Annotated in this window: 16 protein-coding genes; 9 read left to right on the top strand and 7 right to left on the bottom strand. The window is 65.5% G+C overall.

What is annotated here, in order from left to right; genetic code table 11:
• Positions 1 to 363: 363 nt before the first annotated feature.
• Positions 364 to 1,734, bottom strand: a complete 1,371-nt coding sequence (gene gabT / locus M1E17_RS17785) for a 4-aminobutyrate--2-oxoglutarate transaminase (protein WP_457963257.1) — start codon at positions 1,732 to 1,734, stop codon at positions 364 to 366.
• 98 nt (positions 1,735 to 1,832) lie between these two features.
• Entirely contained in the window at positions 1,833 to 3,263 is a 1,431-nt protein-coding gene (locus tag M1E17_RS17790; RefSeq protein WP_457963258.1) for a gamma-aminobutyraldehyde dehydrogenase, read from the bottom strand.
• 156 nt (positions 3,264 to 3,419) lie between these two features.
• Here M1E17_RS17790 and M1E17_RS17795 point away from each other — a divergent pair, with 156 nt between their 5' ends.
• Complete coding sequence (locus tag M1E17_RS17795) at positions 3,420 to 4,856, top strand: PucR family transcriptional regulator (protein ID WP_457963259.1); 1,437 nt, start codon at positions 3,420 to 3,422, stop codon at positions 4,854 to 4,856.
• Positions 4,857 to 4,873: 17 nt separating this feature from the next.
• Here M1E17_RS17795 and M1E17_RS17800 read toward each other — a convergent pair whose 3' ends face one another.
• Entirely contained in the window at positions 4,874 to 6,598 is a 1,725-nt protein-coding gene (locus M1E17_RS17800; protein ID WP_457963260.1) for a CYTH and CHAD domain-containing protein, read from the bottom strand.
• Between the two features lie 151 nt (positions 6,599 to 6,749).
• On the opposite strand from M1E17_RS17800, the gene M1E17_RS17805 reads away from it, so the two are divergent.
• The 5 genes from M1E17_RS17805 to M1E17_RS17825 all read left to right on the top strand — a co-directional run bounded on the left by M1E17_RS17805 (position 6,750) and on the right by M1E17_RS17825 (position 11,651).
• Positions 6,750 to 7,982, top strand: a complete 1,233-nt coding sequence (locus M1E17_RS17805) for an MFS transporter (protein WP_457963261.1) — start codon at positions 6,750 to 6,752, stop codon at positions 7,980 to 7,982.
• A gap of 7 nt (positions 7,983 to 7,989) precedes the next feature.
• Positions 7,990 to 8,670 carry a FadR/GntR family transcriptional regulator gene (locus M1E17_RS17810; RefSeq protein WP_457963262.1) on the top strand — a complete coding sequence of 227 codons (681 nt, stop codon included), beginning with the start codon at positions 7,990 to 7,992 and terminating at the stop codon, positions 8,668 to 8,670.
• 209 nt (positions 8,671 to 8,879) lie between these two features.
• A complete protein-coding gene (locus M1E17_RS17815; protein ID WP_457963263.1) occupies positions 8,880 to 9,266 on the top strand; it encodes a DUF2267 domain-containing protein in 387 nt (128 codons plus the stop codon).
• Between the two features lie 37 nt (positions 9,267 to 9,303).
• Entirely contained in the window at positions 9,304 to 9,993 is a 690-nt protein-coding gene (locus M1E17_RS17820) for a dienelactone hydrolase family protein (protein WP_457963264.1), read from the top strand.
• Positions 9,994 to 10,463: 470 nt separating this feature from the next.
• Positions 10,464 to 11,651: an AI-2E family transporter gene (locus tag M1E17_RS17825; protein WP_457963265.1), complete on the top strand. Its 1,188-nt coding sequence runs from the start codon at positions 10,464 to 10,466 to the stop codon at positions 11,649 to 11,651.
• A gap of 208 nt (positions 11,652 to 11,859) precedes the next feature.
• On the opposite strand, the gene M1E17_RS17830 is transcribed toward M1E17_RS17825, so the two are convergent.
• Positions 11,860 to 12,396, bottom strand: coding sequence for a hypothetical protein (locus M1E17_RS17830; RefSeq protein WP_457963266.1), 537 nt, complete (start codon positions 12,394 to 12,396; stop codon positions 11,860 to 11,862).
• Positions 12,397 to 12,554: 158 nt separating this feature from the next.
• Between M1E17_RS17830 and M1E17_RS17835 the strand changes: the two genes are divergently transcribed.
• The 3 genes from M1E17_RS17835 to M1E17_RS17845 are packed head-to-tail and all read left to right on the top strand — an operon-like array spanning position 12,555 to position 14,878.
• Positions 12,555 to 12,845: a hypothetical protein gene (locus tag M1E17_RS17835; protein ID WP_457963267.1), complete on the top strand. Its 291-nt coding sequence runs from the start codon at positions 12,555 to 12,557 to the stop codon at positions 12,843 to 12,845.
• A 2-nt stretch (positions 12,846 to 12,847) separates the two neighbouring features.
• Positions 12,848 to 13,675, top strand: coding sequence for a DUF1206 domain-containing protein (locus M1E17_RS17840; RefSeq protein ID WP_457963268.1), 828 nt, complete (start codon positions 12,848 to 12,850; stop codon positions 13,673 to 13,675).
• A gap of 12 nt (positions 13,676 to 13,687) precedes the next feature.
• Positions 13,688 to 14,878, top strand: a complete 1,191-nt coding sequence (locus M1E17_RS17845; protein ID WP_457963269.1) for an SRPBCC family protein — start codon at positions 13,688 to 13,690, stop codon at positions 14,876 to 14,878.
• 127 nt (positions 14,879 to 15,005) lie between these two features.
• On the opposite strand, the gene M1E17_RS17850 is transcribed toward M1E17_RS17845, so the two are convergent.
• The 3 genes from M1E17_RS17850 to M1E17_RS17860 form a co-directional block, all read right to left on the bottom strand.
• Positions 15,006 to 16,472 carry an FAD-dependent oxidoreductase gene (locus M1E17_RS17850; RefSeq protein ID WP_457963270.1) on the bottom strand — a complete coding sequence of 489 codons (1,467 nt, stop codon included), beginning with the start codon at positions 16,470 to 16,472 and terminating at the stop codon, positions 15,006 to 15,008.
• Between the two features lie 100 nt (positions 16,473 to 16,572).
• The gene (gene cobA, locus M1E17_RS17855) at positions 16,573 to 17,844 is read right to left on the bottom strand and encodes a uroporphyrinogen-III C-methyltransferase (RefSeq protein ID WP_457963271.1); all 1,272 of its coding nucleotides are present in this window, start codon (positions 17,842 to 17,844) and stop codon (positions 16,573 to 16,575) included.
• Between the two features lie 254 nt (positions 17,845 to 18,098).
• A complete protein-coding gene (locus M1E17_RS17860) occupies positions 18,099 to 19,040 on the bottom strand; it encodes a PLP-dependent cysteine synthase family protein (RefSeq protein WP_457963272.1) in 942 nt (313 codons plus the stop codon).
• Positions 19,041 to 19,260 lie beyond the last annotated feature (220 nt).

Here is a 19,260-nt window from a genome sequence, read left to right on the forward strand (position 1 = left end):
CCTTGTCCGCTCCGATCCGCCAACTCCAGCACTGCACTTTCCGGATGCCGACTGGCATACCGGCTGGCATCCTTGCCAGTCCATCGTCGAGGGATTGCACTTGGTGGTCTCCTGCGAGCGGGCTTCCAAAAGAATGCGATTCTGACGGTTTCCCAGGATTCAAAAGTACGTGTTGACTCCCAGAAGAAGCACGAGTATGGGGTACTCTAAAAGCATTTTTGGGCTACTTGGGTCATTGGCACTGCCGCCACAGTAGGGGGTTAGGTAGTTTTTAAAAAAAGCAGCACCTCCGCCGGGCGGAGGTGCTGCTTGTGCTCTGATCCGGCTGACGCCGAAGTTCCAGCTGGCGCCGAAAAGTGGTGGTTACGCGTGGGCCTTGATGGCGGCGGCCAGGACGTCCAGGCCGTCGTTCAGGAGTTCGTCCGTGATGACCAGCGGCGGAAGCAGGCGGATGACGTTGCCATACGTGCCGCAGGTCAGGATGATGACACCCTCCTTGAGGCAGGCGGCAGCCACGGCCTTGGTCAGCTCCGGGTTGGGTTCCTTCGATCCTGCCTGGACCAGCTCGATCGCCAGCATGGCCCCGCGTCCGCGGATGTCGCCTATGACGGCGGCGCCGGAACCGGCAAGGTCATCCTGCAATCCGCGCAGCCGTGCTGTGGCAAGGGATTCGATGTGGCGGGCCCGGCCAGCAAGGTCGTACTCCTCCATGGAACCGATGGCGGCAAGTGCGGCCGCGCAGGCAACCGGATTGCCGCCGTAGGTGCCGCCCAGGCCGCCCGGGTGGACGGCGTCGAGCAGGTCGGCGCGGCCGGTGATGGCAGACAGCGGCATGCCGCCGGCGATGCCCTTGGCCATGGTGATGATGTCCGGCACCACGCCTTCGTGGTTGACGGCGAACCATTCGCCGGTGCGGCAGAAGCCGGACTGGACCTCGTCGGCGATGAAGACGACGCCCTTCTCCTTTGCCCATTCGGCCAGCGCCGGCAGGAAGCCCTCGGCCGGAACGATGAACCCGCCTTCGCCCTGGATCGGCTCGATGATGATCGCAGCAACCTGGTCGCCGCCGATCTGCTTCTCGATCATGGTGATGGCGCGCTTGGCGGCCTCGGCACCCGTGATGGAGGGGTTCTCCTCGCGGTACGGGTAGCTCATGGGCATGCGATAGACCTCGGGCGCGAGGGGGCCAAAGTTGGTTTTGTACGGCATGGCCTTGGCGGTGAGTGCCATGGTCAAGTTGGTGCGGCCGTGGTAGGCGTGGTCAAAGGCGACGACGGCGTCCCGGCCGGTAGCCAGGCGGGCCACCTTAACGGCGTTCTCAACTGCCTCCGCGCCGGAGTTGAACAGCACGGTGCGCTTCTCGTGGTCGCCCGGAGTCAGGCGGTTGAGCTGCTCTGCGAGCGCGACGTAGCTTTCGTACGGCGTGACCATAAAACAGGTGTGGGTGAAGTGCTCAACGGCCTCCTTCACGGCCCCGACGACGGCGGGATCGGACGCCCCGACGCTGGTCACCGCGATGCCCGAGCCGAGGTCAACAAAGGAGTTGCCGTCGACGTCGTGAATGATGCCGCCGTCGGCGTCCGAAACGTAAACAGGGACTGCGGAGGCGACGCCGGCAGCGACCACTGCCTTGCGGCGTTCGGTCAAGGCCACGGACTTGGGCCCCGGGAAGTCCGCATGGACGCGGCGCTTCTGCTCAAGGCGGTAGGTGATTTCGCTTGCGGTGGTGGTCATGGGGAAGCCTTTCTTTACTGAAGGGGGGGCCACGCCGGCAGGGTTCCCTGGCCGAAGCGGAGCGAGGTTAGGGTGCCGGTGGGGATTATGCGGCTGCGTTATGCATCAAGTGCGGACATCACGTGCTTGATCCGCGTGTAGTCCTCAACCCCGTACATGGACAGATCCTTGCCGTAGCCGGACTGCTTGAAGCCGCCGTGGGGCATTTCGGCGGTGAGGAGGATGTGCGTGTTGATCCAGACGGCACCGAAGTCCAGGTCGCGGCTGAGGCGCATGGCCGTGCCGTGGTTGCTGGTCCAGACGCTGGAGGCCAGGGCGTAGTCGACGTCGTTCGCGAGCTCCACTGCCTCTTCCTCGGTGCTGAACTTCTGCACCGTGATGACCGGGCCGAACGTTTCCTTCTGGACGATGTCATCCGTCTGCTTCGCGCCGGTGACGATGGTGGGCTCGAAGAAGAAGCCCTTCTCCCCCGCACGGTGGCCGCCAATTTCGATCCTGCAGTTATCAGGCAGGTGCTCGACGACGGAACTCACCTGGTTGAAGTGGTTCACGTTGTTCAGCGGGCCGAAGTAGTTGTCCTCGTCGTTCTGCGAACCGGTGTGCAGGGTCTTGGTGTGTTCCACCATGGCCGCCACAACGTCGTCGTGGACTGAGTCCTCCACCAGCACGCGCGTGATGGCCGTGCAGTCCTGACCGGCGTTGAAGAAGGCGAACTCCGCGATGGCCGCCGCGCTCTTCTTGATGTCCGCGTCCTTGAACACGATGGCGGGCGCCTTGCCGCCGAGTTCCAGGTGGGCGCGCTTGAGGCCCTTGGCAGCACCGGACGCGACGGCGATACCGGCCCGGACAGAACCGGTGATGGATACCAGGCCCGGAACCTTGTGCTCCACCATCATGGCGCCGGTTTCGCCCGTGCCCAGCACAACGTTCAGCACGCCGGCGGGAAAGATTTCCCCTGCCAGGCGCGCCAAGACCAGGGTGGATTCGGGGGTGGTGTCCGACGGCTTGAGGACCACGGTGTTCCCCGCGGCGAGAGCGGGGCCGATCTTCCAGATAGCCATCAGGAAGGGGTAGTTCCACGGGGCCACCTGGGCCACCACACCAATGGGTTCACGGCGGACGTAGGAGGTGTGGCCCTCAAAGTATTCCCCGGCGGACTTGCCTTCAAGAATGCGGGCGGCGCCGGCGAAGAAGCGAAGCTGATCGGCGCCGGCCGCCACTTCCTCGGACGCGATGAGTGAGCGCACCTGGCCGGTGTTGCGGTGCTGCGCCTCCACCAGTTCGTCGCTGTTGGCCTCAACGGCGTTGGCGAGCTTGAGCAGCATCAGCTGGCGCTGGCCCGGAGTGACGTGCTTCCAGGTCCGGAAGGCATCCTTGGCGGCGGACATGGCAGCATCAACATCGGCCTGCCCGGAGATGGGCGACTGCGCCACGATCTCACCGTTGGTGGGATTGACGATGTCCAGCAGGCCGCTGCCGGCGGGTGTGACGAACTCACCGTTAATGAAGTTCTGCAAGGTTTGAACCACGGTGTGCAACCTCTTTCTTAGGGACCATCGGCCGCGAAGCCAATGGATGCGACTGCCTTGAGCCTATGCCAGCGCCATTTGGCATGGAATAGCCACCTGCACACCTTTGGGTGAATACTTTAGTGCGGTTGCCCAGCACCGGACTATCCTTGGGAGATGGCCATTTCCCTTTCTGCCCTCCTGGGTGTGAACTCCCTGAACCTGACCAAAGCAGGCACCGCCGAGACCACGTGGCACCAGGACATCAACTGGGTGGCGGTCACCGAACTGGAAGACCCCCAGCGCTTCATCAACGGCGGCGAACTGGTGCTCACCACGGGGCTGCGCCTGCGGTCAGCCCCGGAACAGCGGCGCTTTGTCCGCCAGGTCCAGCGCGCCGGGGCTGTGGGCATCGGGTTCGGCATTGGCCTCTCGCACGACGTCGTCCCGTCGGCCATGGTTGCCGAGGCCAACCGGTGGGGGCTGCCGATGGTGGAGGTGCCCTACGAGACACCGTTCATCGCCATCGGCAAGCTGGTGGCCGACGCCCAGTCTGCGGACCACTACGCCAAACTGGAGCGGCTGATTGCCGGGCACCAGGTCCTGGCCCGCGCGCTCCTCACCGGCGGCGGACTCTCCGAACTGCTGAAGCACCTGGGCGGCATGCTGCGGACCGATATCGCCCTCACCCAGTTCACGGCACAGCTGTACAACAGCAGCAAGAGCAACCCCTCCGCTGACACGTGGGGGTCCTTCCCCATCCCCACGGGGCGGCGGGACGCCTGCACGCTTTGGGTCAGGCAGCCCTTTGAGGACTCGGGCATCATCGGCTACGCGCAGAACCTCATCAGCGTGGAGCTGAACAACATGGTCAAGCAGCGCCAGGCACAGCGGGCCCTGTGCGGGCAGGTGCTGGAGGACGTCATCCACGGCGCCTTGGAAACCAGCGAGGCCCAGCGCCGGCTCGCGGGCATCGGCGTCAACAGCACCCGTAAGAACGTGGTGTTGCTGGCGGTTTCCGCCGCCCACCACAAAGCGCTGGTGAGCACCTCCGTGCCGCAGCAGCTGGAGAATGTGGTGACAGCCGTCGTCGGGAAGGACCTGGTGCTTGTTGTCAACGACGACGGCAGCGGCGCGGCTGCGCTCGCCCGGAAGCTCAGCGACCATCTGGCCGAGGCCGGGATCCACGCAACCACGGGCATCGGCGGGGCGTACACCAAACCGAACGGCCTCCGGTGGAGTTACTTCGAGGCCCGGGACGCGGCGAGCCATGGGCTGCCCGTCAACGAACCGGAACGGCTGAGCCTCACCTCTCTACTGCTGGCGAGCGAGGACGTTCCGCTGGCCGACATGGCCAACGAATCCCTGAATCCGCTCCGCGCGTTCGATACCGCCCACAGCGCGGAACTGATGGCCACGTTGGAAAGCTACCTGAACAACAACGGCTCGGTTGCCGCCGTCGCCGAAGCCCTGACCCTGCACCGCAACACCGTCCGCTACCGCCTCGCCCAGATCACCGAGCTCACCGGCTACGACCCTGCCGTCACAGCCGACCGCGTGCAGTTGTGGCTTGCCTTGGCGGTCGCCAAACTGGGGGCGCGCCAGGGGAAGTAGCCCGCGCTTGGGCCGGGCTAGTGCACGCCGGCCTTGAGCCGCTTCTGCGACTTCTTCCGGGCCTTCCGGTACTTTGATTCGGCGTCGGCCGCGAGCTGCACCTGCCGGGTGCGGAGCTCGACGAAGAGCGAGGCCACGGCTTCGGGAAGATCCGGGACTCCACCCAGCTTGCCCAGCAGGTCCCGGGCCAGGATGCTGTCGCGGAACTCGCCCAGAATTTTCTGCTGCCGGTGCGCGGCCTTGGCGACTTTGGCAGCACGCTTGCCGCTGACCGGGCGCACCGACTCTGCCACGTGCCGAAGCCGTTTGGCGTCCTTACGGACCCGATGCAGGGCGCTTTCATGCTGCGCTCCCCGCCGGGAACGCTTGGCCGCCTTCTGCGATCGCCCGAGCCGTTTGACCGCCTTGGCCACGAGCTTGACGCCCGCCTTGCGGCCTGAAACCGACCCCTCCGGCCGCAGAGGAGGACGGTCCCGGAAGGCTTCAAGATCATCGAGCAGCCGGAAGTAGCGCTCCGAGGCAAGCACTTCCATCACTTTTCGGTATCCGTCGTCGAACGTTCCACCGAGCTCCTGCTCCACCCGGTCCTTGACCGCCGTTGCGGCCGGGCCCTCGGGCAATTCCGCAAGGTGACCCCTCAGCCGCTCCAGCATCACTTCGGCGTCCCGCGGCACGCCCAGTGTCCGGCCGAGCCACTTGAGCTCTTCCTGCAGCCGCCGCACGGCCACCGCACTGTAGTGCCGGCGGTAGGCAGCCAGCGCGGAGCGCGCCCTGCGCGCTGCAGCCCTCAGGTTGTGCACCGCCTCCGGCTCCTCCAGCCTGACACCGGGATCGTGGGCAAGGATTTCGCGGATCTGCGCGCCGAGGTAAGCAGTCACGACGGCGGACGCCGGGCTCTTCTTGCCGGGCGGCTCTGAGGCCTCTGGTTCCGTACCCTGGGGTTCTATCCCCTGCGGCTCTTTACCCTGTGGTTCCGGGCCGCCGGTTTCGCGGATTGCCTCCTGAAGCGTCCGGCCCAGCTTGGACGCGTGCCCTGCCGGGCGCGCTCCCGCGGCGGCCAGGACTTCTTCGGCGGCCGGGAAAATGTCCGCGCTGCCGTGGACAAGTTCCAGTTCCCATTCGCGCCAGTGTTGGCTCCGGTACCCTGCCTGCGCCTCTCCTCCCGAGCCCCCTTCGGAGTCCCCTCCTGCCGGCTTCCTCGTGAGCAGGGGCTGGGCGTGCACTTTGTCGTCGGCCAGGTCGGCCAGGTGCACGCCGTCGGCGTCGTAGAGGGCATGGGTGGTTCGCAGCGTTTCCAGCCTGGCAACCGGCACCAGCTCCGCGCCACGCAGGTAAGCCTGCAGGTGCGCGAGGAGTGTGTCAGGAACGACGTCGGGCTGGCCCAGCGGGGCGTGCAGCTCGCGGCGCTGCTGGGGTACCGGACCGGCATCAGACCCGGAACCGGCCCCCGAACCGGCCCCCGAACCGCCAGAATCCGAACCGCCGGAAACGGAACCAGCGGAGCCGGGGGTCTCCGGCGGAAGCTTCAGGTGCCAGCCGGCGTCGGCCCCACCGGTCCGCCGCCGCAGGGTGATGCGCCGGGAAGCCAGGACGTAGCTCTCCGTGTCGAAATAGACAGCTTCCAGAGTGGCCACGTGCGGGTCGCCCACGCGGGCCACGCCGGGGAGGCCGGCCAGCGGGGGCACCACGGCCTCGTCGCCCACCTCGTACTTCTTCTCGATTTCCACACCCTGCAGGGCCATCAACGACATCCTTCCGCTTGGCTTAACGTCGGACCGGAGAAGCCCGGCTGGCCAACATGCTCTGGCCCCGAGTCTATGCCGCAGGGTGAGCGATGGGAGAGGTTGGACACAAAACCCTAGACATCAAACGTCTAACGTCTAACCTTAACGGATGGCCGCCATCTCTCCAGCTCCCCCCGCAGCGGATACCGCCCTGCCCAAGCCCCGCACCGCCGTCGTACTTTCCGTCATTGCGCTGGTGCTGATCGGCCTTAACCTGCGGGCCGGGATCACCGGAGCATCGGCCCTGCTGCACGATCTGCAGCTGGTCCTAGGCTACGGGCCGCTGGTGGCGGCGATCATTCCGTCCATTCCCACCCTCTGTTTTGCGGTGGCCGGCGCGGCGACTTCATGGCTTAGCGGAAGGCTAGGCGTCGAAAAGTCAATCCTGCTGTCGCTGGGGATGCTGGCGGCGGGGCTGCTGCTGCGGGGCATTCCGGCCACCGGCATGCTGGTGGTTGGCACCGTCCTGGGAATGTCCGGCCTGGCCGTCTGCAATGTGGCCATGCCGTCCTTCATCCGCGAGCATTTCGCCGGACGCACCTCCCTGATGACCGGGCTGTACACGGTTACCATGACCACCGGTGCCACAGCCACAGCAGTGGTGGTGGTCCCGCTGGCCCAGGCCCTCGGTTCGCCGTCCGCGGCTGTGGGCGCCATCGGAATCATGGCCATCGCCGCGTTCCTGGGTTTCCTGCCCGTTGCCCTGCACGCGCACCGCAACAGTGTTCGCACCACCACCGGCGGCATCTCGCCCTGGCCGTTGCTGAGGACCCGCAAGGGCCTGCTGCTGACCGCCATCTTTACCGTCCAGGCCCTGCTGGCGTACGCCCTGCTGAGCTGGTTCCCGTACATGCTGACCACCATGGGGCTCAGCGCCTCGGACAGCGGCCTGATGTACGGGCTGATGCAGCTGGTTTCGGTGCCGGCCGGCATGTTGCTGATTGCCATTGGTTCCCGCCGCCGGATGCAGCGGCCCGCGTTTTACCTCGTCTCTGTGACCATGGCTCTGGGTGTTGCCGCGCTGCTGTTCCTCCCGGTGGGCCTGGCCGTTATCCCTGCCGTCCTGCTGGGATTCGGCCTGGGCATCTTTCCCCTGGTCATGGTGATGATCAGCCGCAGCGGCACGAACACGGCGGAAACTACGGCGCTTTCCACTCTGGCCCAGTCCACGGGTTACCTGTTGGCCACGGTGGGGCCCTTTGGCGCCGGGCTCCTCCACAGTGCCACCGGTGGCTGGATCCTGCCGCTTTCCCTGCTGCTGGTCCTCGCCCTGGTCCAGATCGTGGTGGCCCACCTGCTCACGGGCAGCCCTTCCGCCGGCAACACCTCAAAGAAGAAGTAGGCCCAGAATGACCCTCAGCACCTCGCACCGGCAGCCCCTCGCGGAAGAGATCACCGCCAAACTGCGGGCCATGATCCAGACAGGCGAATGGCCCCTGCAACAGCGGATCCCGCCGGAGCCCGAGCTGATGGCACGGCTTGGCGTCTCCCGCGGGACGCTCCGGGAGGCCGTCAAGGCCCTGGCTCACAGTGGAATGCTGGAGGTGCGGCGGGGCGACGGCACATACGTCCGTGCCACCAATGAGATGTACGGCGCCGCCCGCCGGATGTACCAGGACCACACCGGTGAGCACATCCTGGAAGTCAGGGCTGGCCTGGATACCCAGGCGGCGCGGCTCGCGGCGAAGAATGCAACGCCCGACGACGTCACCGCCTTGCGCGCGCTCCTCGCCGACCGCGACCACGCCTGGCATGCTGCCGACTATGCCGCGTGGGCCCGGGCCGACTGGGCCTTCCACGAGCGGGTGGCCCAGTCATCCGGGAACCCCCTGCTGCACGAGCTGTATGTCAGTTTCGGCGGCGTCTTCCACCAGGACCTGCTCAAACAGCCAGCCAGGGCGGGGTTCGACGGGATTCCACACGCAGGCCACGGTGAGCTGGTGGACGCCATCGAGGCACACGATCCCGACGCCGCCGTGGCCAGCGTCAACCGGAACCTGAACTGGTGCGCGGAATGGATCCGGGCCTAGCTCCGGCCCTCTGCGCCCCGGCATTGCCCAGTGTCTTGTCGGGGAATAGTAAGCATGATTAGCTTAAAACCCCCGAGCTGACGGTGATCCTGAGGCAACATCGTGGTTGGCCGTCCAGGCAGCCGGCACCTCGTCTCCCTGGAAGCGAGTCATGCCTCCAGCCGTTTAACACCATCCAGCTGTTCAACGAAGAATGGGAGGAACCCACCATGAAAGCCGATGAGATCATTTCCGCCGTCCGTTCCTCTGCCGGGATCGATTCCTATGGTCACGCTGAAAAGGCCGTCAAGGCCACGCTCACGGTGCTCGGGCAGCGGCTCTCTACCGAAGCCAAGGACCTGGCGGCCCAACTTCCGCCGGAGCTGGGCGAGCGCCTGACCCAGCAACCTGACGTTGAACGCTTCGGCCTGGAGGAGTTCTACCGCCGGGTGGCCGAGGAAGAGGGAGAAGGCTGCACGCCCCAGGTGGCCCGCAGGCATGCCCGCGCCGTTACGGCAGGGCTGCGCGAAGCCGTCGGCGCCGAATATCTCCACGTCCTTGACCAGTTGCCTGATGACTGGGCCGACCTGCTGCATTCCGATCAGGGGCAATACTGACGCCGCACGGATCGGATTCCGGAAACATGGCGTTTGAATGAGCAGCAGCCAGATCAGGGTCAGCTCTGGAAGTGTGGACCTCGATGGCGACCTGACCATCCCTCCGCATGGCACCGGCGTCGTTGTGTTCGCCCATGGCAGCGGAAGCAGCCGTCACAGTCCGCGGAACCTGAAAGTGGCGGCTGCCCTGCACTCCGAGGGATTGGGGACGTTGCTTTTTGACCTCCTGACCGCCCCCGAGGAACGCAAAGACGCCCAGGATGCTGCACTGCGCTTCGACATCGGCCTGCTGACCGGACGGCTCACGGCGGCCATCGACGACGTTGCCGGACGGCCGGAGACAGGCAACCTGCCGATCGGCCTGTTCGGGGCAAGCACCGGAGCGGCCGCAGCCCTGGCTGCCGCCGCCAACCGTCCCGGCAAAGTCCGGTCCGTGGTTTCCCGGGGAGGCCGGCCGGACCTGGCCCGGCAGCATCTGGACGCGGTGCGGGCGCCCGTCCTGCTGTTGGTGGGAGAACTGGACCAGGAAGTGATAGAGCTGAACCGGCAGGCAGCAGCCCTGCTGGCCGTCGAACACGAGCTTTCCATTGTTCCGGGAGCCACACACCTTTTCGAGGAACGCGGCACGCTCGAGGAGGTTGCCCGGCAGGCGGCCGCCTGGTTCACCAGGACGATGGCGCCCTGGAGTCCCGCAAACAAGACTCCGCCCGAAGGAGCGGCATCATGACCAGCGGGATTCGAGGCTTGAATCCTTAGTCCGACCGGTCGGACACGCCATGCTCCCCTGATCCCCGGGCGCAGTGCGCACAGCAGTACATACCCTGCTCTGTTTCCACGCCGTGTCCCAGGATGCGGCAGCCGCAATGCCCGCAAACCGGGGCCATCGCGTGAACCGCACACTCAAAGCTGTCAAACGTTCCGGTCTGCCCTCCCCTGGTGACAGTGAAGGTCTTGTCGTAGTCGTTCCCGCAGGTATCGCAGATTGCCATCACGGATCTCCCATCATGAACCGAACCTATGTTGCTAAGGTAAGCAGGCTTATGAATGAATTTCTACCCTTCAGGAAATCAGTACAGCAGATCTCGCGGCGGCGATGAGCTTCATCAATACTCTCGCCAGTAAGTAGGCTTACTATCTGACTAGGCAGTTTATTTCCTGGCCACCAAGTGCGGTGCCGGCCGATGACGAGGAGCCCCCATGGCCCGAGCAACAGACCTGTCCGAGCATGAACGCGCCCCCGAACCTGAACAAGCCCAGAACGCCGCAGCAGAAAAACGGCACGCCGAACGAAAGCCGCCCCGTGCCCTGTGGTCCGACGGCCTGGGGCGTGTGGGTATCCGGTCCGCCCAGATCCTACTGATCCTCGGCGTGGCGGTGGCCTCGGTCTACGCCCTGATGCAGGTCAAGCTCCTGGTCATCCCCGTCCTGATTGCACTGATCCTCGCCGCGGCGATCGGCCCCTTTGTGAACACGCTCCGCCGCCGGGGCCTGCCGGGCGGAGCAGCCACCGGCCTGGCTTTTGTGGCGCTGCTCCTCCTGCTGGCGGGCGTCTCCACGGTGATCTATTTTTCCGTCCGGAGCCAGTGGGGCGAACTGGTGCAGCAGGCTTCCTCCGGGCTGGACGAGCTGGAGCAATTCCTGCTGACCGGCCCCATACCCGTGGACCAGGAGCAGCTGAACCAGGCGCGCGAAGGAATTATCCAGTTCGCCACCAGCAGCCAGTTCCGTTCCGGCGCCATCACCGGGCTCTCCGTGGTGACGGAGTTCCTTGCCGGAACGGGCCTGATGATTATCTTCCTGTTCTTTTTCCTCAAGGACGGGGCCAAGATCTGGAGCTTCTTCCTGCGGCCCTTCAGCGGGCAGCGGGAAGCGAAACTGCGCCGGGTGGGCAGCCGGACTTTGGAAGTCCTGGGCGGGTATGTCCGGGGAACCGCCGTGGTGGCCCTCGTGGACGCCGTGGCCATCGGCGCGGCGCTGTTTATCCTCCAGGTTCCCCTCGCGTTCGCGCTGGCCATCATCGTGTTTATGACAGCCTTTATCCCGCTGGTGGGCGCCACCGTGGCCGGCATCCTGGCCGCCCTGGTGGCCCTGGTGGCCAACGGCCCGGTGGTGGCCCTGATTGTGGTGGCGGTGGTGATTGCCGTGAACCAACTGGAGGGCGACCTCCTGCAGCCAATCGTGATGGGCAAATCACTTCAGCTCCATGCCCTGGTGATCCTGATGGCATTGACAGCAGGCACCATCCTGGCGGGCATCGTCGGCGCCGTACTCTCCGTTCCGCTGGCCGCCGTGGCCTGGGCAATCATCCAGGTCTGGACTGCCGAGGACCCCAAGCTTGAGCCGATGAATCCAGACCTGCCGCCGGCCAACAGCCAGCCAACCTAGGCCCGACAAATCGGTGGGACTCTTCCGTAGGGATTAACTGCTGCACGGACGACGGCGGCCCGGCACTCTGGCGACTTAAAAAGCCCAGGTGCCGGACCGCCGTCGGGCGTTACTGCCTATCCCCGCCACACCCAGAGTTTTTGTCCAGATGCGGCGAGTTGATGGACGTTTTTGTCTCCTTATCTGGACAAAAATTCCAACCTGGTGGCTAGGAGCGCAGGCCCGCGAACACGTTCTTGGGCCGCTGCATCTCGCCGTGCTTGGCGCCCAGGAAGACCACCAGGCCTGCGAACACCGGAACAGCCCACTGCAGCATCTTCAGCTGCTCCTGTGCGGTTTTGAGTTCCTCGGAAGCTTCAGGCGTAGGCTCGGTTGCGCCCAGCGCCCCTTGGTCCGCGAGCTTCTCCACCTTCTTGCCCAGGATGCCCGCGTAGAGAGTTACGGCCGCTCCGGCCACCGTCACGGCAGTCTTGATGGCGGTGTCCCGGGCAACGCCTTCCTGCTTGGCGATGCGGTCCTTGTTCTCCCAGGCGATGGCCAGGTCAGCCACAAGATGCGAGGCGAAGGCTGCCGTCTGGATCGGCGCCCACTTCATCCAGCCCGCGCTGGAGAGCCGGGTCCGCTCCGAAGGATCCCTGGCTTCCGCTGCTGCACCATTCAGTCCGATGGCACCCATCAATGATCCGCCGAACCAGGCCGCAGCCGTGAGATCGTGGACTGTCCGTGCAATGAGATTTCCTGCCATGATGCGCTTCCTAACGTTGAGCTGGTTACGAGATGCCGCTTCTGCGGGTCTTCACTTGCCGTGTCCCATCAAGGTCATGGTGTAGCCTATGGTAAGCACACTTACTAATGTTACGAAAGCCCGTTTTAATGCAGCCGCACACGCGTAATATCGCAGCCATGGAGAACAAGGGAACCCTGTTCGGGTGGGCATTCGGCGACGCCGCCCGTGAGGCTGAGAGCGGATATCTTGAGAAGCTTCAGCATGAAGCGTTCGAGAACGCGCGGCGGACGGCAGAGGCCAGGGGTTTCACAGTCCTGGCCGGTTCCGAGGCCTTCACCATCCTGAATGCCCGCGAAACACTGGTGGAGGTTGATACAGCCCCCAACAGCCTGGTGGTCCGCTGCACCGTCACAGTGGAAGGACCGGGAGCCGAGAAGCTGCACGCCGAAGGCCCCATGAACGGATAGCCATGTCAGACGGGGACTCCACCATGAGCGACGCGGCCGACGCTGTCGAGGAGGCATCAAACGCCAAGGCGCTGGATGTCGTGGCGCGTTCCGGCTTCGCCGTGGTGGCCCTGCTGCATGTGATTGTTGGCGCCATAGCCATCGCTGTTGCCTTCGGGCAGCCCGGCGAGGCCGAAGCGACCGGCGCCATTGAACAACTGGCTGCCAACCCCTGGGGCCCCGCCGTGATGTGGTCCTGCCTGATCGCCTGTACGGGGCTGGCGCTCTGGCAACTGAGCGAGGCCACGCTCCGCGCCCGGCACCTGCCACGGAAGGAACGCCTGGCCAAAGTGGTCTCGTCCGGGTTCCTGGCGTTGGCGTACGGCAGCGTGGGCCTGAGCTTTGCCGGCTTCGCCGTGGGGCTGCGCGCTGATTCCAGCCGAGTTACCCGTGACTTCAGCGCTGCACTCCTGGGAGCCCCCTTCGGGGTGTGGGTCCTGATAGCCCTGGGGCTGACCATCATGGGAGTGGGGATCTATTTTGTGGCGAAGGGGTTGCGCCGCGGCTTCAAGGACGAGCTCTTCCATTTCGACGGCTCCCGCCGCGGCAAGCTCATCGATGCGCTGGGGCTCACGGGCCACGTGGCCAAAGGTATCGCCCTGACCCTGACCGGGCTGCTCTTTGTCATCGCGGGCGGAAAGCAGAATCCGGACGAAGCCACCGGACTGGACGGCAGCCTGAAGGCACTCCGGGAACACCCCTTCGGCCCTTCCCTCCTGGTGGCGATTGGCGCAGGCTTCATTTGCTACGGCATTTTCGCGCTGGTCCGGGCACGCTTCGGCAGGATGTAGGAGGTGGTTCCGATGAGAGCTGAGGGACTCAACACCCGCGGGCCGGATCCCGGAGCGCCCGCTACAGAACTGGCCGGGTGGACGTTCGCCGGCTTGTTCCGGGCCATCAAGGTGGTCCGACCCGACAGGCCCATCCATCCCCACGGCGTCAGCCTTGACGGTGAGCTGATCAGGCACGGCGGCGGGCGGGACGTGAGCGGCCTCGACTGGCTCGATTCACCCGGTGTTGAACCGGTTAAGGCGCGTTTCTCACGGTCGGTGGGATTGCCGCCGTCGTTCCCTGACATCCTGGGCCTGGCACTACGGATCAACCCATCCGGCGAGGCCGCGGACGTCTTGTTCGCGTCCACCGGCTGGAGGTTTCCCGCCCGGTTTGCCCTTATACCCAGGCGCAGTGTTTCCGGCGCCGCGTTTACCACCCTCATGCCATACCAGGGGCGGTACGGTCCCGTGCTTCTGGGCCTGCGGACACGGCAACTGCCGGACGGGTCAGCCGGGGATTGGGTCCTGGAACTGCACTTCGCCAAGCCCGCCGGGCAGTGGGTCCGGGCCGGCGAACTTCGGCTGCGGGAATCTCCAGTCGCCACCGATACTCCGCTCCGCTTCAATCCCGTGGAACATCCGCTGCCGGACGCGGGGACGTACCCGTGGACCCGGCGGCTGCGGGAGCGCTCGTACCGGGCGGCTCAGCAACCCTCCCCTCGTTCTCCCCGTAATTCATCCTATACGGGGGAGTCCTCCGCCCCGACCGAAAGGAAGCCCATGGCAACAGTGAACAAGGTCTTCAACTCCCCGGCGGAGGAAGTGTGGAAAGTCATCGCAGACGGCTGGCTTTACTCGGGCTGGGTGGTGGGTGCGTCGCGGATTCGTGCCGTCGACGCACAATGGCCGGACGAAGGATCCAGGCTCCACCATTCCGTGGGCGCCTGGCCGCTGGTGATCAACGACAGCACAAGTGTGGCCAGTGTGGATCCAGGACGTTCGCTGGAGCTGGTGGCGCGTGTATGGCCGGCGGGCGAGGCCCGAGTGCTCATCACCATCGAGGACCAGGGAATGCAGTGCCGCGTGACCATGGCCGAAGACGCTGTCCGGGGCCCCGGGAGGTTCGTGCCGAAGCCATTGCGGGATGCCCTGATCCGTGCCCGTAACCGCGAAACACTCAACCGGCTCGAACTGATGGCTGCGGGCGGAGCTGGGAGTTAGCCGGGCCGGGTTAAAACGTACGCGGACTTAAAAGGAGGCGCGAACTGGCAGCAGATGACCTCAAACGTGTGGTTTGCGGTCATGTGCTGCCAGTTCGCGCCCTTCAGTGGGAGGAACCGACCAGCCGTCAGACCTGGGCGGCCACACCGTCGCGGGAGATGGCAACCATGTCCTCGCGCGGCACCACCTTGATGCGCTCACGCTTGACCTCAACGCCATGCGATCCGCCGGCTTCGGTGGCTGCAGCGCCCAGGGCGAGCTCGTGGGCGTCCAGGGCCAGCCAGCCTTCCCAGCTGGTGAACTTCACATCGCGGGAATCCAGGAGATCGACGATCGCGTCCGCTTCAGGAACGGCGGCGACCGGCAGGTTTTCCCGGTCCTCCAGCAGGTATGTCACGGTCTCCAAGGCGTCGCCCTTGGTGTGACCGATCAGGCCCACCGGGCCGCGCTTGATCCAGCCGGTGGCGTAGATGCCCGGCACGTGGGTGCCGGCGGCGTCCAGGACGCGTCCGCCGTCGTTCGGCACTACGCCCTTCTTGTGGTCGAACTCGATCTCCGGCAGCGCGGAACCGAAGTAGCCGATGGCGCGGTAGACGGCCTGGACCGGGTAGTCCACAAACTCGCCGGTGCCACGGGCGTTGCCGGTGCCGTCCAGCTCGGTGCGCTCGAACTTCATGCCGGCCACCTTGCCCGGCGTCTCGGCGTCGTCGTAGATTTCCACCGGGCTGTGCAGGAAGTGCAGGTGCAGGCGGCGGGATGCGGTGAGCTCGGAGAGGTCCTCGGGCTGCTCGGCGATCCAGTTGGTGAGCGTGCCCACCATGGTCTTGACCTGGTTGTTGCTCTGGATCAGGCGGTCCGACTCCTCGTCGAACTCGAAGTCCTCGGCGTACAGGATGATGTCCACGTCCTTGGAGTGGGACAGCTCGCGCAGCTCCAGCGGGGTGAACTTCACCTGAGCGGGGCCGCGGCGGCCGAAGACGTGCACATCGGTGACCGGGGAGGCCTTCAAGCCGGCGTAGACGTTGTCCGGGATTTCGGAGACCAGCAGGTCATCGGCGTGCTTGGAGAGGACGCGGGCCACGTCCAGCGCCACGTTGCCGTTGCCGATCACGGCGATTTCCTTGGCGTCCAGCGGCCATTCGCGGGAAACGTCCGGGTGTCCGTCGTACCAGGAGACAAAGTCCGCGCCGCCGAAGGAGCCGTCCAGCTCGATGCCCGGAATGTTCAGGTCCGCGTCCTTGATGGCCCCGGTGGCGAAGATGACGGCGTCGTAGTGGGTGCGCAGGTCCTCGATGGAGAGGTCGGTGCCGTAGTCCACGTTGCCGAAGAAGCGGATGTCGCCACGGTCCAGGACCTTGTGCAGGGCGTTAACGATGCCCTTGATGCGCGGGTGGTCCGGGGCAACGCCGTAGCGGATCAGGCCGTAGGGTGCCGGGTAGCGGTCGAAGAGGTCGATGCTCACGGTCAGCTCGCCGCTCTTGACGGCCTCGCTCTTGGTGAGGATGTCCGCGGCGTAGACCCCTGCCGGGCCGGAGCCCACGACGGCGACGCGCAGCGGACGATCGGCAGAGCCTACGGTGGTGCTTGATGACACGGCTGTGTTCCTTTTGTTCGATCCGGCCCAACTAACTCGCAGATAACGCTCTCAAACGAGGTTTTCAGTGCGTTATCTGCGAGTCAGTTGGGTTGGTGGGCTAGGTGGTGAGGACTCGGGGCTTGTTCGGGGTGGTGGTGCCATAGTCTGCGGTTTTGAAGTGCGACGGCGCGAACGGGCTCACGCGCACCACGTCACCAATGACGATCACCGCCGGATTTGCTACGCCGGTGGCTTCCGCCTGGTCGGCGATGGAACCGAGCGTGCCGATCGTCACGCGCTGATTGGGCAGATAGCCGTTCTCAACGATGCCAACTGGAGTGTCCTGAGGCAAACCGGCTGCGCGGAGGGCGGCCGCAGATTCGCGCAGCTGGCCCACGCCCATCAGCAGGACGATGGTGTGATCCGCCCGGGCCGGGACCTCGGAAAGTTCCTCGTGTCCTGTGACCACGCTGAAGCCCTTGGCCAGGCCGCGGTGGGTCACGGGGATGCCTGCGGCGGCGGGAACTGAGATCGCGGATGTGACGCCGGAAACCACTTCAACCTCGACACCATGCTGCCGGCAGTATTCGGCTTCCTCGCCCCCGCGGCCCAGGACGTAGGGATCGCCGCCCTTCAGCCGGACTACGCGGTTGCCTTTGAGTGCTTCGTCTATGAGGATCCTGTTGATCTCGGACTGCGGCACCGGATGATTCCCTGGGGTCTTGCCCACCTCGATGACACGGACGTCGGGGGCAAGTTCGTTGAGGAGTTCGCGGGGGCCGAGGCGGTCTGCCACCACGACGTCGGCCTGGCCCAGGAGCCGGCGGCCACGGACAGTGATGAGGCCGGTATCGCCAGGGCCGCCACCCACGAGGGCCACGGAGCCGGCAGACGCCGTGTTCTTCGAAACGCGGCGGCGGCGCAGCGGGAGGTCGCCGGTTTCCAGGGCGGTAGCAACGGCGTCGCGCAATGCCATGGCCCGGCGCGGGTCTCCCCCGGCGTTGATGGCGATCTTGACATCGTCCACCACGGCAACGGCGGGAGTCCAGGCGGCGGAGGCTTCATGATCGGAGGCGTTGACGCACCAGATGCGCTGCGCCTCGGCGTCCTTCGAAACCTGGGTGTCCACGGCGGAATCGCCGGTGGCGGTCTGGACGAACCAGACGCCGTCGACGTCTTCCGTGCGATAGGTGCGCGGCTCCCAGGCGAGCAGGCCGGCGTCGGCGAGTTCACGGAGCGCAGCGGAGGCAACGGGCGCCACGACGGTGACCCGTGCACCGGCGTCGAGCAGGCCCTTGGCGCGGCGCGCAGCCACGGGTCCGCCACCCACCACCAGCACGGGGCGGCCGAGCAGCCGCAGTGCTGTGGGGTAAATATCCTGAATTGCCATAGATCGACGATAGGGCCGCGTCACATTCCCCAACAACGGCGGCGGAAACACCAGTTCACGTAAGGTAACCCGGCGTAACTTAGGGTTGGCAGCACGGGGCCGGGTGGCTGGCCGCCGTCGTGGGGCACTTTGGCGTGGATCAGACCCTGGAGCTGCTGAAAACCCGGCGTGTCCGTGTCAAAGTGCCCCACGACGGTTGCGGGGCAAGGACTTGACGGCCATGGCGCCAGTCTTCAGATCCCAGGACGGCCCGCCTATCCGTACAGCCCAGTGCTGAGGTACCGGAACCCGGAGTCAACCATGATGGTGACGACAGTCGCGTCCGGGCCAAGCTGCTCGGCTACACGCAGGGCGGCAACAACATTTCCTCCTGAGGAGGTGCCGGCGAAGATGCCTTCCTCCCGGGCGAGACGGCGGCTCATCGCCATCGCGTCCTCGGAGGACACCAGTTCTATGGCATCCACGGCCTCCGGTTCCCAGAGTGGCGGTATAAACCCGATCCCGATGCCTTCTATCCGGTGGGAGCCAGTAGGGCCTCCGGAAAGTACGGAAGACTCGGCCGGCTCGACGGCGATGACGCTCAGCCCGGGCAGGTGCTGCCGCAGGGCACGGGCAGCGCCGTGAATGGAGTGGGCTGTGCCGACGGACTGGACCAGGGCGTCCACCCGGCCGTGCGATTGCTGCCAGATTTCATCTCCGAGCGCCAGATAGCCAGTGACAGCGTCCTTGTTGTTGAGTTGGTCGCACGCCCAGTGACTTGGTTGAACGCTCAGTTCTCCGGCCCTGGCAATCATCGCTTTGATGAGTTGCTCCGTAATCCGTCCGTGGTCGCTGGGGACGTCCTCAACAACTGCCCCGAGGGCCTCCATTGTCCGGCGTTTCTCATCGCTGAACGCATCCGAAAATACGACGTGGAGCCGGTAACCTTTAGCCGCACAGACCAAGGCGAGGGAGATGCCTGTAGTCCCTGCCGTGTACTCGACGACAGTGTCGCCGGGGGTGATCTCACCGCGTGCTTCGGCTCCCGCTATCGCTGCCAGCGCCATGCGGTCCTTCATGCTCCCCGTCGGGTTGGCGAATTCGAGCTTCGCGAGCACCCTGGCAGACCCCGGCGGCACCACTTTTCCCAGTTCGATCAGCGGCGTTGAACCGATGCCTGCCAGAACACCACCGTCTGCTCCCGCCGCACGTTCCATGCGTTCACCTCACACCAAGCGCCATCCCGGCTCGGGGGACCCGGGTATGACTGAAGGTATACCTCCCGGAACGCGGGCGCCAGTAGTCGCCTCTGCCGACGCAGCAGCCCAAAATGCGTCACTTTTAGGCGCGTCCGTGCCCGGTTTCCGCGAATTTCCAGGCCTTGGGGAGTGCTGCGCGGCTAAAACTTACGCAAATGGGGCGGGGAATACAGCAGAG

It is taken from the genome of Arthrobacter sp. D1-29 (genome assembly GCF_054130585.1).